Annotated in this window: 16 protein-coding genes; 2 read left to right on the top strand and 14 right to left on the bottom strand. The window is 69.5% G+C overall.

Translation table 11 applies throughout. From position 1 onward, the window contains the following. Positions 1 to 127: 127 nt before the first annotated feature. The 13 genes from AAG895_RS14115 to uraH all read right to left on the bottom strand — a co-directional run bounded on the left by AAG895_RS14115 (position 128) and on the right by uraH (position 12,533). Entirely contained in the window at positions 128 to 1,054 is a 927-nt protein-coding gene (locus AAG895_RS14115; protein ID WP_345792632.1) for a LysR substrate-binding domain-containing protein, read from the bottom strand. Beyond that, positions 1,045 to 2,364 (bottom strand): guanine deaminase, encoded by a 1,320-nt coding sequence (guaD, locus tag AAG895_RS14110; RefSeq protein WP_345792631.1) that lies wholly within the window; start codon positions 2,362 to 2,364, stop codon positions 1,045 to 1,047. Before guaD ends, AAG895_RS14115 begins: the two co-directional genes overlap by 10 nt. Next, positions 2,361 to 3,407: a xanthine dehydrogenase accessory protein XdhC gene (gene xdhC / locus AAG895_RS14105; protein ID WP_345792630.1), complete on the bottom strand. Its 1,047-nt coding sequence runs from the start codon at positions 3,405 to 3,407 to the stop codon at positions 2,361 to 2,363. Before xdhC ends, guaD begins: the two co-directional genes overlap by 4 nt. A 167-nt stretch (positions 3,408 to 3,574) precedes the next feature. Next, positions 3,575 to 4,606 carry a nucleobase:cation symporter-2 family protein gene (locus tag AAG895_RS14100; protein ID WP_345792629.1) on the bottom strand — a complete coding sequence of 344 codons (1,032 nt, stop codon included), beginning with the start codon at positions 4,604 to 4,606 and terminating at the stop codon, positions 3,575 to 3,577. Between the two features lie 138 nt (positions 4,607 to 4,744). Then, entirely contained in the window at positions 4,745 to 6,385 is a 1,641-nt protein-coding gene (locus AAG895_RS14095; RefSeq protein ID WP_345792628.1) for a methyl-accepting chemotaxis protein, read from the bottom strand. Positions 6,386 to 6,493: 108 nt separating this feature from the next. Next, on the bottom strand, positions 6,494 to 6,682 hold the full coding sequence (locus AAG895_RS14090; RefSeq protein WP_345792627.1) for a 4-oxalocrotonate tautomerase: 189 nt from the start codon (positions 6,680 to 6,682) through the stop codon (positions 6,494 to 6,496). Between the two features lie 58 nt (positions 6,683 to 6,740). Next, entirely contained in the window at positions 6,741 to 7,505 is a 765-nt protein-coding gene (locus AAG895_RS14085; RefSeq protein WP_345792626.1) for a class II aldolase/adducin family protein, read from the bottom strand. A 47-nt stretch (positions 7,506 to 7,552) separates the two neighbouring features. Then, positions 7,553 to 8,068 (bottom strand): ureidoglycolate lyase, encoded by a 516-nt coding sequence (locus AAG895_RS14080; RefSeq protein WP_345792625.1) that lies wholly within the window; start codon positions 8,066 to 8,068, stop codon positions 7,553 to 7,555. Positions 8,069 to 8,262: 194 nt separating this feature from the next. Next, on the bottom strand, positions 8,263 to 9,312 hold the full coding sequence (gene alc, locus AAG895_RS14075; RefSeq protein WP_345792624.1) for an allantoicase: 1,050 nt from the start codon (positions 9,310 to 9,312) through the stop codon (positions 8,263 to 8,265). A gap of 59 nt (positions 9,313 to 9,371) precedes the next feature. Then, positions 9,372 to 10,304, bottom strand: coding sequence for an allantoinase PuuE (gene puuE, locus AAG895_RS14070; RefSeq protein ID WP_345792623.1), 933 nt, complete (start codon positions 10,302 to 10,304; stop codon positions 9,372 to 9,374). Between the two features lie 17 nt (positions 10,305 to 10,321). Then, the gene (uraD, locus tag AAG895_RS14065; protein ID WP_345792622.1) at positions 10,322 to 10,900 is read right to left on the bottom strand and encodes a 2-oxo-4-hydroxy-4-carboxy-5-ureidoimidazoline decarboxylase; all 579 of its coding nucleotides are present in this window, start codon (positions 10,898 to 10,900) and stop codon (positions 10,322 to 10,324) included. A gap of 47 nt (positions 10,901 to 10,947) precedes the next feature. Continuing rightward, positions 10,948 to 12,141, bottom strand: a complete 1,194-nt coding sequence (locus tag AAG895_RS14060; protein ID WP_345792621.1) for a urate hydroxylase PuuD — start codon at positions 12,139 to 12,141, stop codon at positions 10,948 to 10,950. Positions 12,142 to 12,182: 41 nt separating this feature from the next. Beyond that, positions 12,183 to 12,533, bottom strand: a complete 351-nt coding sequence (uraH, locus tag AAG895_RS14055) for a hydroxyisourate hydrolase (protein ID WP_345792620.1) — start codon at positions 12,531 to 12,533, stop codon at positions 12,183 to 12,185. Between the two features lie 181 nt (positions 12,534 to 12,714). Here uraH and AAG895_RS14050 point away from each other — a divergent pair, with 181 nt between their 5' ends. Beyond that, positions 12,715 to 13,653, top strand: a complete 939-nt coding sequence (locus AAG895_RS14050; protein ID WP_345792619.1) for a LysR family transcriptional regulator — start codon at positions 12,715 to 12,717, stop codon at positions 13,651 to 13,653. A gap of 21 nt (positions 13,654 to 13,674) precedes the next feature. On the opposite strand, the gene AAG895_RS14045 is transcribed toward AAG895_RS14050, so the two are convergent. After that, positions 13,675 to 14,148 carry a universal stress protein gene (locus AAG895_RS14045; protein ID WP_345792618.1) on the bottom strand — a complete coding sequence of 158 codons (474 nt, stop codon included), beginning with the start codon at positions 14,146 to 14,148 and terminating at the stop codon, positions 13,675 to 13,677. A gap of 276 nt (positions 14,149 to 14,424) precedes the next feature. On the opposite strand from AAG895_RS14045, the gene AAG895_RS14040 reads away from it, so the two are divergent. Further along, the gene (locus tag AAG895_RS14040; protein ID WP_345792617.1) at positions 14,425 to 15,135 is read left to right on the top strand and encodes a glutathione S-transferase N-terminal domain-containing protein; all 711 of its coding nucleotides are present in this window, start codon (positions 14,425 to 14,427) and stop codon (positions 15,133 to 15,135) included. Positions 15,136 to 15,137: the final 2 nt, after the last annotated feature.

The raw sequence follows: 15,137 nt of genomic DNA, 5'->3' as shown, positions 1-15,137 counted from the left end.
GCCTCGTGTGGCGTGGAAGGTGGGCGCATTCTGGGTGCTGGGGGGCTGCGACTGCATGCCGTTGCTTCATCGGGTCATGCGTTGCGCGCATAACCTCGGATGCCGGCCGCGCGGGCGGGCGGCTGGGTCAGCGCGCGCCGCCCGTGTCCTGCTGGCCCTGGGCCGCGAGGTGCTGCCACAGCCGCAGCAGCTCGGGCCGGGTGTTGGCGCGGTCGCGGTACAGGCGCACCTCCATGTCCAGGCTCCACTCCGAGCTGCCCGCGGCGACCACCTCGCCGCGCTCCACCTCGCGCGCCACTGCGCTCGCCGGCAGGAAGGCGAGGCCGTGGCCGGCGAGCAGCATCGCCTTGAGGCTCTCGGCCATGTCGGTCTCGTACTGCAGCGCGAGGTGGGCGGGCCGCGGGGCGCGGTCGAGGATGGTGTCGACCATGCGCCGCAGATAGGTGTTGGGCCCGTAGCGCAGGAAGGGGATGGGCGCCGCGGCGCTGCCCGGCAACTGCCAGCGCGCGAGGCCGGCGAGCCGGCGCGGCAGGTAGGGGCGGACGTGCTCGACCGCGAGCCTGAGGCCTTCGAAGCGCGCCGGATCGAGCCACACCGGGTGCGCCGGGTGGTGGTAGCACAGCAGCAGGTCGCAGCCACCCTCGGCCAGCATCATCACCACGTCATGGACGTTGCCGGCGACCAGCCTCGTCGGCACCTCGCCGAAGGTGGTCTTCAGGCGCGCGAGCCAGCCGGGGAAGAAGGCGAAGGCGAGCGTGTGCGGCACCGCGACCACGAGCGCATCGCTGGCGATCGCCTGGTGGCCGCGCACCAGCGCGCGCGCCGCATGCAGGCGGTTGAGCAGGTCGACCGCCGGGCCCTTGAAGGCCTCGCCGGCCTCGGTGAGCCGGGTCGGGAAAGTGCTGCGATCGACCAGTGCCACGCCCAGCCAGGCCTCGAGCGCGCGGATCCGGCGCGAGAAGGCCGGCTGCGACACGTGGCGCTGCTCGGCCGAGCGCGAGAAGCTGCCGCTGTCGGCGAGACTCAGGAAGTCCTCGAGCCACTTCAGTTCCATGCGCTCGCGCTCCTCTGCCAGGCCGCCTCGCCGAGCACGTGCGTTGCCGCCACCGCGCGGTCGTCGCCGAGCATCATCAGCACGAACAGCCGTTCTTCGAGCGTGGCGCACGCCCCGCTGCGGCGCGCGAGCAGCGGCGTCGCCCGCGGATCGAGGACGACGAAGTCCGCCTCCTTGCCCGGGGCGAAGTTGCCGATGCGGTCGTCCAGGTACAGGCTGTGCGCGCCGCCCAGGGTGGCGAGGTGGAAGGCGCTCGCCGCCGACAGCGACTGGCCGCCGAGCTGCAGCACCTTGTAGGCCTCGTTCAGGGTCTGCAGCATCGAGAAGCTGGTGCCAGCGCCGACGTCGGTGCCCAGCCCCACGCGCACGCCGAGCGCGCGCGCGCGCTGCAGGTCGAAGAGGCCGGAGCCGAGGAAGAGGTTGGAGGTGGGGCAGAAGCTCATCGCCGCACCGGTCTCGGCCATGCGCCGGCGGTCGGCGTCGTCGAGCCAGATGCAGTGGGCGAACACCGCGCGCATGCCGAGCTGGCCGAAGTGGTCGTAGATGCCGAGGTAGCTCGCTGCCTCGGGGTAGAGCGCCGCCGCCCAGGCGACCTCGGCGCGATTCTCGGCGACGTGCGACTGCAGGAACACGCCCGGGTGCTCGGCGAACAGCCGGCCGGCGAGCGCCATCTGATCGGGCGTGGAGGTGGGCGCGAAGCGCGGCGTGACAGCGTAGAGCAGGCGGTCGCGGCCGTGCCAGCGTTCGATCAGCGCCTTCGAGTCGGCATAGCCCGACTCGGCGCTGTCGCGCAGGAAGTCGGGGCAGTTGCGGTCCATCAGCACCTTGCCGGTGATCAGCCGCATGCGGCGTTCGAGCGCGGCGGCGAACAGCGCATCCACCGAGCTCGCATGCACGGTGGCGAAGGCCACCGCGGTGGTGGTGCCGTTCTTCAGCAGCTCGTCGCAGAAGAAGCCGGCAACCTCGGCGGCGTGGGTCGGGTCGGCGAAGCGGCGCTCGGCGGGGAAGGTGTATGTCTCCAGCCATTCGAGCAGCTGTTCGCCGTGGCTGGCGATGATGTCGGTCTGCGGGTAGTGGACGTGGGTGTCGACGAAGCCGGGCAGGATCAGCTTGCCGCGGTAGTCGGTCACGGCGGCGTCGGCGGGCAGCCTGGGCAGCAGCGCGTCGGCCGGGCCGCATTCGGCGACGCGGCCGTCGCGCACGATCAGCAGGCCATCGGCGAAGTGCTCGAGCGCGCGCGCGTCGTGCGCGGGGTCGGCGACGAAGTGCAGGATCTCGCCGCGGACGGCGTGCGGGGAAGGCGGGTTCATGGCGACAGTCGATGCAGTACGGAGGCGCCGCGCAACTGCAGGAGTTCGGCTGCGACGGCGATGGCGATTATCTCGGGCTCCTTGCCGACGACCTCGGGCACCCCGATCGGGCAGTGCAGGCGGGCGATCGCGCCCTCGGGGACGCCGCGCACGCGCAGCTGGTGCTCGAAGCGGGCGCGCTTGCCCTGCGAGCCGAGCAGGCCGCACAGGCGGAAATCGGCGCGCGCGAGGATGGCCTTCACCAGCTCGAAGTCGAGCGCATGGCTGTGGGTGAGCACGAGGAAGACCGCGTCGGCGGGGGCGCTGCGCACTTCGCTCTCCGGTACGTCGGTGCAGATCACCTCGATGTTGGGCGCGACCGTGGCGGGAAACTGGTCGGCGCGTGAATCGACCCAGCGCACCCGCATCGGCAGGCGCCCGAAGACCTCGGCGAGCGCACGGCCGACGTGGCCGGCGCCGAACAGCACCACCTCGAGCTCGGGCGGCAGGCAGACGTCGATCAGGCAGGCGTTGGCGAGCGGGTCGCCGTCCGGGCTGCCGGCGCGGGCCAGGGTCGCAGAGCTCGCGGCGCCTGCGAGCAGGCTGCGGGCGCGCTCGGTCTGGGCGGGCAGGTCGAAGGCTGAGGTGACCGAGTCGGCGTCGAAGACCCGGGTGGGGCCGCCATCGAGCGGCACATGCCGCCCCCACGGCCGACCGCTGGCGGCCAGGATGCGCGCGCGCGCGATCCAGTCCTCGGCGGCCGGGCCGACGGGCTCGAAGACCAGCTCCATCACGCCGCCGCAGCACTGGCCCGCGCTCGCGCCGAGCGGAAAGCGGACCCGCTCGGCGCCACGGCCGCGATCGGCGAGCAGCGTGCGTGCATGGGCGATCGCCCTTTGCTCGAGTTGCCCGCCGCCGATGCTGCCGTGGCAGCCATCGGCGGCAACGATCAGGTGTGCCCCCGGCGCGCGGGGCGTCGAGCCCTGCGTGCGCGCGACGGTGACCAGCACGGCGGGGGCGTCCGCAGCGCAGATCGATGCGAGTTCGTCGATCCAGGTGCTCACGGTGGCCGCGATGGCACTCGTGTTGCGTCGATGAGAGGGTCGGGACAATGCAGGTGCTTCCTTGCCACCGCCCGACCGAGGGCGCGAACTGCGGGAGATCTGGCTGTCCATCTTCGGGTCCCGGTCAATTGGCCCGAAGATGGTAGCGCGTTCCGTGTCGAACCGCCTCAGTGCGCCAGCGCCGGCTCGATCGCATCGGCGGTGGCGCTGCGGCGGCCGCCGTTGAGGAACAGGTTGAGCGTCACCGCGGTGATCGCCGACAGCAGGATGCCGCTGTGCAGCAGGGGCTCGAGCGCGTGCGGCATCTGCTGGAAGAACTTCGGCGCCACCATCGGGATCATGCCCGCGCCCATCGACAGCGCGACGATGTAGAGGTTGAAGCGGTTGTTGCGCAGGTCGGCGGCGAGCAGGATCTTGATGCCGGTGGCGGCGACCATGCCGAACATCACCAGGCCGGCGCCGCCGAGCACGTACTGCGGCACCGAGGCGATGATCAGCGCCATCTTCGGGAACAGGCCGAAGGCCATCAGGATCGCGCCGCCGGCGACGCACACCCAGCGGCTCTTGACGCCGGTGACGCCGACCAGGCCCACGTTCTGCGAGAAGCTGGTGTGCGGGAAGGTGTTGAGGAAGCCGCCGATCAGGGTGCCGAGGCCGTCGGTGCGCAGCCCGCGGGTGAGGTCGTCGCGGGTGAGCTGGCGGCCGGTGAGCTCGCCGAGCGCGAGGAACATGCCGAGCGACTCGACCATCACCATTACCAGGCACATGGTGGCGATCGAGATCGGATCGAAGATCGGCATGCCGAAGTGCAGCGGCGTCACCACCGACACCCAGGGCACGTCGGCCAGGCCGTCGAAGCTCACCTTGCCGAGCGCGGGGTTGGTCGCCATCGCCACCATCGGCCCGACCGCAGCGAAGGTCACCCCCATCATGATCGGCAGGCGGATGCCGAAGCGGCCGACGCCGAGCGCCTGGATGATGGTGACCAGGCCGCAGCACAGCAGGTCGGCGTTGATCAGGAAGGCGATCTGGTCCTTCGGCAGCCCGAGCGCGCCGCCGACGATCAGCGGCACCGCGATCGCGCCGGCATACATCACCAGCACGTGCTGCAGGGCGAGGGTGAACAGGCGCCCGCCGGGCGGGCACTGGTCTACCGGGTCGAGTTCGAGCGGGCGGCTCGTGCGGGTGTGATCGGACATCGGGGCGTCTCCTTGTCGTTATGAACTGGCCTGGCTTCCAGTTTAGGAGGGCGCCCGCGTCGGGGGATCCTTATGGGCGGATAGAACACATAAGGAATTTTGTATTGCTGGAATTCATCGTGCCGCCATGCATCGGCCTCAGTGGCGGAAACGTGCCACCAGCTCGCCGAGTTCGCGCGCGATCACATCGAGCTCGTGCGCCGAGTCCGCCGTGTGCCGGGTGGACGCGCTGGTTTCCTCGACCATCTGCGCGATGCTCTCGACCTGCTGGGCGATCGAGGTGCTGGCGGCGCTCTGTTCCTGGGTGGCGAGCGCCACGTCGCGGATGCGCTCGAGGGTCGTGCCGGCGCCGTCGCGTATCTCGCGCAGCGCGTGTTCGGCCTGGCGGGCCAGATCGAGGCCGCGCTCGACCTGCGGCAGGGCCTTGTCCATCGTGTCGACCGCGGTCGCGGTGTCGGTCTGGATCGCGCCGATCATGCTGGTGATCTCCTCGGTGGCGGACGAGGTGCGCTCGGCGAGCTTGCGTACTTCGTCGGCCACCACCGCGAAGCCGCGACCCTGCTCGCCGGCGCGCGCGGCCTCGATCGCGGCGTTGAGCGCGAGCAGGTTGGTCTGGGCGGCGATCTCCTTGATCACGTTGGCGATCGTCGAGATCTCGTTGGCGCGGGACTCCAGCGAGCGGATGGCCTCGGCCGCCGACGAGGTCTGCTGCGCGATCAGGGCCATCTCGTTGGCGGCTTGGGCCACCCGCGTTTCGCCGCTGGCGGCGAGCGTGGCTGCCGACGAGGAGTATTGCTCGGTGTCGTGGGCCGACTCGGAGATCTGGTTGATCGACACCGTCAGCTGCTCCACCGCGGCGGCCATCGCCGAGGCGGAATCGGCCTGGCGGTGAGAGGCCGTGGCGACCTCGCCGGAGGCCACGGAGATGCCCTCCGCGGTGCGGCGCACGATGTCGGACTTGGTGGAGATGTCGCCGACCATCTGGCGGATCCCGCGCAGCATCTGGGCAAGCTCGCCGAGCAGGCTGCCGGCGGCGGATTGCGGGATGTCGACGGTGAGGTCCCCGGCCGCGGCACGCTTCATCACCCGCACCGCGTCGGCGGGCTCGCCGCCGACCTGGCGCAGCACCGAGCGCGCGATGAGCACGCCGAGCGCGACGATCGCCAGCATGATCGCGAGGTTGATCGACAGCCGGGTGCCGATGCTCGACCAGTAGGCCTGGTCGACGTCATCGACATACACGCCGGTGCCGATCACCCAGTTCCACGGCCCGAAGCTGGCCACGTACTGCAGCTTGTCGACCGGCTCGGTGGTTCCGGGGCGCGGAAATGCGGTATCGACGAAGCCGGCGCCGCTGGCGCTGGCGAGGGCGAGGATGTCCTTGAGCGTGTAGCGACCCTTGCCGTCGCGCACCTGGTCGACCACGTTGCGTCCGTTCCATTCGCTGCGGATCGGATGCATCACCGTGGTGCCGTCGGCCTGGTAGATGTAGAGGTATTCCGACTTGCCGTCGCTGCCGCCGTAGCGCATGTCCCGAATCGCCTGCGCGGCGCGCGCGCGGGCATCTTCGTCGCTGAGTCCGCCCGCCTGCACCCGGCCATGCAGCGCGGCGGCAACCTGCACCGCGGATTCGACGATCGAGCGCACCTGCAGCTTGCGGGCGTCCATCAGATCCTGCCTGAGGCTGGCGGCGTCGGTGATTGCGCCGATTGCCAGGCCGATGAAGGTGGCGGTGACGAGCAGGATGATCTTGGATTTGAACTTGAGCGTGTCGAGCACGGCCGCGCTCCCATTTTCATGACGAAACGGGATAACGGCAGCGATCTGCCCAACTTGAGGCGCCTGCGTGGACAGGCGCGGCGTGCCGCCGCGAGCGGCGCCTCGGCGTCAGGTACGCTCGGACCAGAGCACGCCGCCGGTCGCCCAGTGCTCGCGCTTGACCTCGACCAGAATGATGTCGACCGAGCCGGCATCGCAGTCGAGCACGCGGCAGGTCTCCCGCGTCAGGGCTTCGACGAGCTCGCGTTTCTTCTCCGGGCTGCGGCCTTCGAAGAGTTGGATGTGGAAGGTGGGCATGGTGGGCTCCAGGCGATGGGCGTCGAGGGGGTGGGCTGCGGCACGCCGCAGGGCGGGTTCAGCGCGCGAAGTCGGGTTCGCTGCGCATCAGGCCGCGCAGCAGCGCGGGCCATTCGAGGGCGCCTTCCGGTTCGGGGTCGGCGGTGAGCTCGGCGTGGGTGCGGGCGAGCACCTCCTCGGACGGCATCGTCACCGCCCCGGCTGCCATCGCCGCGAGCTGGATGCGGCAGGCCTTGTCCAGCGTGTCCATCAGCACGAAGGCCTCGGCCACGCTGCGGCCGCAGGTCAGCGTGCCGTGGTTGCGCAGGATCATCGCGCGGTGCGCGCCGAGTCCGGCGACCAGCCGCGCCTGCTCCTCGGGGCCGAAGGCGAGCCCCTGGTAGTCGTGGTAGCCGATGTCGCGCCAGAAGCGCATCGCGTGCTGCGACAGCGGCAGCAGGCCGTCGTGCAGGGCCGAGACCGCGATGCCGGCGTCGGTGTGGAGGTGGATCACGCAGTGCGCGTCGGCGCGTGCCCGGTGCACCGCGCCATGGATGGCGAAGCCGCTCGGGTTGGCGACGCGGTCGCTGCCGTCGATGACGCGGCCCGCGAAGTCGATCGTGAGCAGGCTCGAGGCGGTGATCTCGTCGAAGGTCTGGCCGAAGGCGTTGATCAGGAAGGCGTCGTCGCGTCCGGGCAGGCGCAGCGAGAGGTGGGTGTAGATGAGGTCGCCCCAGCCGCGGCGTGCAGCCAGGCGGTAGGCGGCGGCGAGGTCGACGCGGGCGCGCCATTCCTCGGCGCCGATGGTGTCAGGGCGCGCGGCGTAAGGGTCGAAGGGCAGCATGGTCGCAGGCTTCGTGGGTCACGTCGGCATCGTACCGCCGCTGCGCCTCAGCTGCGCAGGGCGGGGATCAGCCCCGGCGTGTCGAGCTGCACCTCGTCGCAGTTGTGCCCCGGGCCGCTGCGATCGACGACGAGGAAGTCGCACACGGCCTCGAGGGCGAGCAGCGGGTGGTGCCAGACGCCGGTGGCGTAGTTGACGCCCTGGTCGCCGCGGGCGAGGAAGACCTTGAGGTCCTCGACCTTGGGCGGTTCGCCGGCGGGGGCGACCACGACCAGGTAGGGCTTGCCCGACATCGGGATGAAGGCCTGCGAGGCCTTGGGGTGGCGCTCCATCATCTGCACGGTGAAGGGCAGGGTGCGGGGCTGGCCGCGGAAGATGGAGACGATGACACGCCCGTCGGCGCCCGGCTCGATGCGGGCGAGGTCGTGGTAGCGCTCGGTGTTGCCGGCGTTGATCGTGAAGTGCTGGGCGGCGTCGCTCGCCTCGATGACCTCGCCGAAGGGGGCGAAGGCCTCGCGGGTCAGGGTTTCGACCTTGAGGGTGAGGGGCGTCTGGGCGGACATGGCAAGTCTCGGTAAGGCGATCGCTGCGCCGTGGGGGGCAGTTGTCCGTGGGGCCAACTGGCTGTGGATGCGACTGCCCGTGGGAGCGGGCTTGCCCGCGAATGTCGCGGGATCAAGCGCCACTTTCGCGGGCAAGCCCGCTCCCACGGGCGCTGAGCTCGCTCCCACGGGGGCGAGCACGGCTGGGTGGAGGTTTAGCGGGGCTCGACCTTGCCCCACAGGCGCAGGCGCGAGACGCCGCCGTCGGGGAAGATGTTGAAGCGCACGTGGGTGATCGGCCCGAGCTTGGCGACCTGCTCGGTGAAGCTGTGGATCGCGTCCATCTCCAGCTTCTGCTCGGGCAGCAGGGTCTGCCAGAACATCGACTGGGTGGTGATCGAGCGGTCGGTGCCCCCGGTCACATAGGCCGCCTGCACCGAGCAGCGATCCGGGTAGTTGCCCTTGAAGAAGGCGGTGTCGACTTCGATCTTCTCGACCGTACCCGGGGCGCCGAGCTCGAGCACGCACCAGTCGTTGCCCGGCTCGCGGCGGCGGCGGGTCTCCCAGCCGTCGCCCATGTTCATGCCCCGGCCCGGCAGCAGCAGGGCGGCGGCCGACGAGCCGAAGCTGGCGTCGTTCCACGACACCGCGCGACCGCCGTTCTCCATCGCCACCAGATCGACCAGCTCGCCCGAAGCGGCCTTGGCCGCGAGCGTGCCGACCGGGCGGCCATAGACGCGCAGACGGGCAATGCCGCCGTCCGGATACATGTTCACGCGCAGGTGGGTCCAGGCCGCGGTGCTCGCGCACTCGAGGATGTGGTGGCTGTTGGGGCCCATCGGCGTGGCCGGGAGGATCTCGGTCCAGGCCGCGGCCTGGAGCGCGGCCACGTCGTCGGACTCGGACACGCAGGCCTCGATCGAGACCGCCGGCGGGTAGTTGCCGGTGAAGTGGCTGGTGTCGACGTCGAAGCCGCGGATCACGCCCTTGACGCCGAGCTTGACCAGCGCCCAGTCATGGCCGGCGACGCGCTTGCGACGCGACTCCCAGCCGTCCATCCACTTGCCGTTGGTGTCGAACTTGCCGGGGACGAACTGCGCCGGCTCCGGGTTGAGCATGCGCGCGACCTCGGCGAAGAAGTCGTCCGAGGCGGCGAGCGCGCGAGCGCCCAGGCGCGGGTTGGCGAGATCGACCGAACGCAGCGCCCAGTCGGGCAGCTCGGCAGCAGGGGCGAAGACGGGGGCGCCGGGAGTATGGCTGGCCATGAGGGTTCTCCTTGTCAGAGTTGGATCAATGGGATCAATGGGGTCTGACCCCATTGAAATCATTTCGGGTTGTAGGGGTGGTGTTCGATCCAGTGGCGGGCGACGTCGACGCGGCGGCAGACCCAGACGCGGTCGTGCTTCTCGATGTGGTCGAGGAAGCGCTGCAGGGCCTTGAAACGGCCCGGGCGGCCGAGCAGGCGGCAGTGCATGCCGATCGACATCATCGCCGGGCGCTCCTCGCCCTCGGCGTACATGACGTCGAAGGCGTCACGCAGGTACTCGAAGAACTCGTCGCCGTGCGAGAAGCCCTGCGGCAGCGCGAAGCGCATGTCGTTGGTGTCGAGCGTGTAGGGCACGATGAGGTGCGGCACGGTCTCGCCGCTGGTCTTCTGCACCTCGGTCCAGAACGGCAGGTCGTCGCCGTAGTAGTCCGAGTCGTACAGGAAGCCGCCGTGGTCGGCGACCAGGCGCCGGGTGTTGGGCGAATCGCGGCCGGTGTACCAGCCCAGCGCACGCTCGCCGGTCAGGCGCTCGATGATCTCCATGCCGATCCGCATGTGCTCGCGCTCGATCTCTTCGGGCACGTTCTGGTAATGGATCCAGCGCCAGCCGTGGCAGGCGATCTCGTGACCGAGTTCCCTGAACGCGGCGGTCAGGTCCGGGTGGCGCTCGAGCGCCATCGACACGCCGAAGATCGTCATCGGCAGGCCGCGGCGTTCGAACTCGCGCAGGAAGCGCCACACGCCCACGCGCGAGCCGTACTCGTAGATGCCTTCCATCGACAGGTGGCGCTCGGGGTAGCTGGCGGCATTGAACAGCTCGGACAGGAACTGCTCGCTGCCGGCGTCGCCGTGCAGCACGCAGTTCTCGCCGCCTTCCTCGTAGTTGAGGACGAACTGCACGGCGACGCGGGCGCGGCCGGGCCAGTTGGCGTGCGGCGGGTTGCGTCCGTAGCCGACGAGGTCGCGGGGGTAGGCGTTGGTCGAAGTCATGTTCGGGCTCCTGTGGATCAGGCGGCGGGGCTCAACAGCGCATCCAGCCGGAAGCGGGCGATCTTGCCGATCTCCGCGAGGCAGGTGCGGAACTCGGTGTCGCGATCGTTGGCGAGGCGCGCCTCGACGCGGTCCATGATCTGGTGGCGGCTGAGGCCCTTGACCGCGACCACGAAGGGGAAGCCGAAGCGCGCGCGGTAGTCCTTGTTGAGCTGACGCAGGCGCTGGAGTTCGTCCTTGGTGCACTGGTCGAGGCCGGCGCCGCGCTGCTCGCCGGTGGAGGCGGTGGTCAGCGTGCCGGCTTCGGCTTCCTTGCCGGCGAGCTCCGGGTGGGCGCAGATGAGGCCGAGCTGCTCGGTGGGGTCGGCGGTGTCGACCACGAGGCACATCGCGGCGTGGAGCGCGTCGATGCTGGTGAAGGGGCCGGCGCTCCAGGCGCGCTCGGCGACCCAGGGCGAGTGCTCGAAGATGCCTTCGAGGCGGGCGACGAAGGCGTCCTGCGGCAGCTTCGAGAGCGCGGCGAGGGCGGCGCTCGTGCACGCCTCGGCGGTGACGGCCGTGGCGCTGGCGGGGGCGGTGACGGTGGGGGTGCTCATGGTGTCTCTTCCTTTCCTGTCTTGTTCTGTGTGCTCGGTGCGCGCGTTCAGTCCGCCGTACGGGCGCCCTGGGCGAACCAGATCGCGATCTTCTCGCGCTCCTCGTCGGTGATGCCGGTGAGGTTGCCGAGCGGCATGTAGCCGCTGGCCACGGTCTGCGCGCTCATCACCGCGTTGGCGGCGATCTGCTCGGGCGTCTGCAGCATCACGCCCTTGGGCGGCTGGGCGAAGCCCTCATGGGTGGGCTTCTCGGCATGGCAGGTGACGCAGCGCTGCGCCATGATCGACTGCACGGTGCTGAAACTGACCTTGTCGCCGCTGGCGTCGACCTGCTTGGGCGCCATCAGCACCATCAGCAGCGCGATCAGCGCCACGCCGGCCGCCGGCAGCCACCACTTGACCTGGCCGCGATGGCGCAGCACGAAGAACTGGCGGATCAGCACACCGGCCACCATCAGCACGCCGAGCACCAGCCAGCCGTTGGCATTGGCGTAGGTCATCGGGTAGTGGTTGCTGATCATGATGAACAGCACCGGCAGCGTGAAGTAGGTGTTGTGCACCGAGCGCTGCTTGCCGACGATGCCGGGCATGGTGTCGACCGGGTCGCCGCGGCGGATCTGCTCGACCATCTTCTTCTGGCCGGGAATGATGTGGAAGAACACGTTCGCCGCCATCATCGTGCCGAGCATGGCGCCGACGTGGATGTAGGCGCCGCGGGCCGAGAACACCTGGTGCAGCACGTAGTTCGCCACCATCACGAACACGAACACGATCGCCGCGAGCAGGCCGTCCTTGCCGATCATGTTGCGGCACAGGAGGTCGTAGAACACCCAGCCCACCACCAGGAAGGCGATCGAGATGCCCACCGCGGCGGCCGGCGACAGCGCCATCACGTTGCTGTCGATCAGGTAGCTCGAGGCGCCGATCCAGTACACGATGGCGAGCATGCCCATGCCCGACAGCCAGGTGGTGTAGGCCTCCCACTTCGACCAGTGCAGGTCCTGGGTGAGGGGCTCGCCCTTGGGGCCGGTGAGGTATTTCTGGCTCTGGTAGAAGCCGCCGCCGTGCACCGCCCACAGTTCGCCGAACACGCCACGCTTGGCGTCCTCCGGCTTCTTGGGCGGCTTCAGCGAGTTGTCGAGCATCACGAAGTAGAAGGAGGCGCCGATCCAGGCGATGCCTGCGATCAGGTGCAGCCAGCGGACCAGCAGATTGGCCCAGTCGAGCAGATAGGCTTCCATGATCTGTTCTCTTTGTCGGGGTCGGGGTGGGCGCGCGCGGTTCAGCTGCCGCGGTAGGTGGAGTAGCTCCACGGCGAGACCAGCAGCGGCACGTGGTAGTGCTGGTCCACATTGGCGATGCCGAAGCGCAGCGCAACCTCATCGACGAAGAGCGGCTCGGGCAGGCTCAGGCCCAGGGCGCGGAAGTAGTCGCCGGCGGCGAAGACGATCTCGTACTTGCCGGCCTCGAGCGCGGCGCCCTCGAGCAGCGGCTTGTCGCAGCGGCCGTCGTGGTTGGTAACGGTGCGCGCGACCTCGCGGCGCTCGCCGTCGAGGCGATAGACGGTGACCGCGATGCCCACGCCGGGCTTGCCGTGGGCGGTGTCGAGTACGTGAGTGGTGAGGCGTCCCATGGTGCTGTCTCCTGGTCTTGTTCGGGTATGCGGGGATCGTGTGAGACGCAGTGTAAGCCGCGACCGTATTAACGGATCGCATATGTTCTTATAAGTGATATATGCTCCCGCGTATCTCTTGCCGCCATATCCGTCCGGGCTGGCGCAAGCGCCCGACAACACGAAGAAATGGAGACCCGCCATGACCCTGCGGCGCAGCGACGACCCGCTCGATACCTATCTGTTGCGCATCTTCGTGCTGCTGATCACCGAGCGCAGCGTATCGCGCACCGCGCTGCGCATGAACCAGTCCCAGCCCGCGGTCAGTGCGGCCCTGAAGCGCCTGCGCGAGATCCTCGGCGATCCGCTGCTGGTGCGCGAGAAGGGCGGCATGGTGCCCACCGAGCGCGCGCTGGCGCTGATGTCGCACGCCAAGGGCGCGCTCGCGGAGATCGACCGCATGGTCGATGCCCCGGAGTCGTTCGAGCCGCACACCACACGGCACGAATTCCGCATCGGCTCGCCCGACTACCTGGCGCCGGTGTTCGTCGCCAGCGTGGCCGAGCGCTTCCGCCGCGAGGCGCCGCAGGCGCGCCTGACGCTGCATGCGCTGGGGCCCAACTTCGACTTCGAGCGCTCGCTCGCGGAAGGGGATCTGGACGTGGTGATCGGCAACTGGCCCGAGCCGCCGCACCGCATGCACCTGTCGATGCTGCTCGAGGACGAGATCGTGTGCCTGGTCGCGGCGAGCCATCCGTGCGCCAAGAAGGGGATGACGACCGAGGACTACATGCGCGCCGCGCACGTGGTGCCGATGCCTTACTCGATCAGCCAGCGCGGGGTCATCGACAGCGTGCTGGCGTCGATGCGGATCAACCGCGACGAGCGCGTGGTGGTGCAGTCCTTCACCGCCGCGCCCTACCTGCTGCAGGGCACCGACCTGGTGTTCACCACCACGCGTCATTTCGCGCAGTTCTACGCCAACCTGTTGCCGCTGGCGATCATCCCCTCACCGATCGCGTTCCCGCCGATGCGCTTCTACCAGCTCTGGCACGAGCGCAACCACCACTCGGCAGGACACCGCTGGCTGCGCCGGCTGTTGTCGGACTGCGGCCGGCGTATCGTTCCGCCGGCCGCCTAGGCGGGCCGGGGGAAATGAGGCTCAGCGGTCGATCGGCACCAGCATCACCGGGATGTCGGCCTTCATCGTGACCTTGTGCGCCACCGAGCCGAGCAGCAGCTCGCCGATGGTGCTGTGGCCGCGCGAGCCCATGACGATGACGTCGGCCAGCACGTGCTTGGCAACATCGAGGATGCGGCGCGAGGCGTCGCCCTCGAGCGCGCGCACGCTGGCGAGCACGCTCTTGACGTCGAGCTCGGGGTTGGCTTCGGCGAAGACCTCGATGCGGTGGCGCAGCAGGGCCTCGGCCTTCTTGTGGCCGGCGAGCTTGACCTCTTCCATCTTTTCTTCGCTGAGGAATTCCTCGTAGGGCAGGCTGCTCGAAGGCAGGGTCACGGTGACCGCGTGCAGCTTGGCGTTGAACTTCATCGCCAGGCCGACGGCGTGGCGAAACACCGCCGGCGAGCGCGGCGTGAGGTCGGAGGCGTAGAGAATGGAGCGGATTTCGTAGCTCATGGGAATCTCCCGGTGTCGATGGTGTGGTCCGCACGTGCGCGCTGCGGCGGCCGGCGGTGTGTCGTTATTGCTGTTCGAGCCGGCGACGAGCGCGCCGGCATCGGATCCCAAGTTTAGTGGCGTGGTCGGACCCTGCGCGGCGCTGCGCTTGATAGGCCTTATACGAAAAGCCTGATGTGCGCCACGGCCCCGCGCGCGCTTGCCTTGCCGCCCGCATGGCCGGATCATGGCCCGTGCCTGCGCGACCGCCGCCCATCCCCGTCAAGGAGCCAACTGATGATCGACCTCTACACCGCCGCCACGCCCAACGGACACAAGGTGTCGATTGCCCTCGAAGAGCTCGGCCTGCCGTACTCGCTGCGCGTGCTCGACCTGTCCGCCAACGAGCAGAAGGAGCCCTGGTTCCTCGCCATCAACCCCAACGGCCGCATCCCGGCGATCGTCGACCACGACGAGGACGACTTCGCGGTGTTCGAGTCGGGTGCGATCCTGATCTATCTCGCCGAGAAGACCGGCCGGCTCATGCCGCGGGACGCCAAGGGGCGCTCGCGCGTGCTGCAGTGGCTGATGTTCCAGATGGGCGGCATCGGCCCGATGATGGGCCAGGCCAATGTCTTCTACCGCTACTTCCCGGAGAAGATCCAGCCCGCGATCGACCGTTACCAGGGCGAGGTCAGGCGCCTGTTCCGCGTGCTCGATGGCCATCTGGCGAGGAACGAGTACCTCGCCGGCGACTACTCGATCGGCGACATCGCCAACTGGGCCTGGGTGCGTACCCACAACTGGTCGGGGGTGGCGATCGACGACCTCCCCAACCTCGCGCGCTGGCGCGATCAGATCCGTGCCCGCCCGGCGGTGCAACGCGGCATCGAGATGCCGCCGTCGAGCTTCGACCGCGACGGCGATACCGAGGAGCAGGCGAAGGCCTTCTCGGAGAAGGCGCGCAACATGGTCGAGATGGGGCAGTCGCGCAGCGGCGGGGTTTGAGA

The organism is Thauera sp. JM12B12, from assembly GCF_039614725.1.
Classification (GTDB): domain Bacteria; phylum Pseudomonadota; class Gammaproteobacteria; order Burkholderiales; family Rhodocyclaceae; genus Thauera.
This window is presented reverse-complemented; position numbering and strand designations above follow the sequence as displayed.

What these genes read in the sequence shown, in the direction of transcription:
- AAG895_RS14045 (WP_345792618.1), bottom strand. Translation starts at nt 14,148, where the DNA reads ATGAGCTACGAAATCCGCTCCATTCTCTACGCCTCCGACCTCACGCCG.
- AAG895_RS14085 (WP_345792626.1), bottom strand. Translation starts at nt 7,505, where the DNA reads ATGCTGCCCTTCGACCCTTACGCCGCGCGCCCTGACACCATCGGCGCC.
- uraD (WP_345792622.1), bottom strand. Translation starts at nt 10,900, where the DNA reads ATGAGCACCCCCACCGTCACCGCCCCCGCCAGCGCCACGGCCGTCACC.
- AAG895_RS14050 (WP_345792619.1), top strand. Translation starts at nt 12,715, where the DNA reads ATGACCCTGCGGCGCAGCGACGACCCGCTCGATACCTATCTGTTGCGC.
- AAG895_RS14115 (WP_345792632.1), bottom strand. Translation starts at nt 1,054, where the DNA reads ATGGAACTGAAGTGGCTCGAGGACTTCCTGAGTCTCGCCGACAGCGGC.
- AAG895_RS14080 (WP_345792625.1), bottom strand. Translation starts at nt 8,068, where the DNA reads ATGTCCGCCCAGACGCCCCTCACCCTCAAGGTCGAAACCCTGACCCGC.
- guaD (WP_345792631.1), bottom strand. Translation starts at nt 2,364, where the DNA reads ATGAACCCGCCTTCCCCGCACGCCGTCCGCGGCGAGATCCTGCACTTC.
- uraH (WP_345792620.1), bottom strand. Translation starts at nt 12,533, where the DNA reads ATGGGACGCCTCACCACTCACGTACTCGACACCGCCCACGGCAAGCCC.
- alc (WP_345792624.1), bottom strand. Translation starts at nt 9,312, where the DNA reads ATGGCCAGCCATACTCCCGGCGCCCCCGTCTTCGCCCCTGCTGCCGAG.
- AAG895_RS14090 (WP_345792627.1), bottom strand. Translation starts at nt 6,682, where the DNA reads ATGCCCACCTTCCACATCCAACTCTTCGAAGGCCGCAGCCCGGAGAAG.
- puuE (WP_345792623.1), bottom strand. Translation starts at nt 10,304, where the DNA reads ATGACTTCGACCAACGCCTACCCCCGCGACCTCGTCGGCTACGGACGC.
- AAG895_RS14060 (WP_345792621.1), bottom strand. Translation starts at nt 12,141, where the DNA reads ATGGAAGCCTATCTGCTCGACTGGGCCAATCTGCTGGTCCGCTGGCTG.
- AAG895_RS14040 (WP_345792617.1), top strand. Translation starts at nt 14,425, where the DNA reads ATGATCGACCTCTACACCGCCGCCACGCCCAACGGACACAAGGTGTCG.
- AAG895_RS14100 (WP_345792629.1), bottom strand. Translation starts at nt 4,606, where the DNA reads ATGTCCGATCACACCCGCACGAGCCGCCCGCTCGAACTCGACCCGGTA.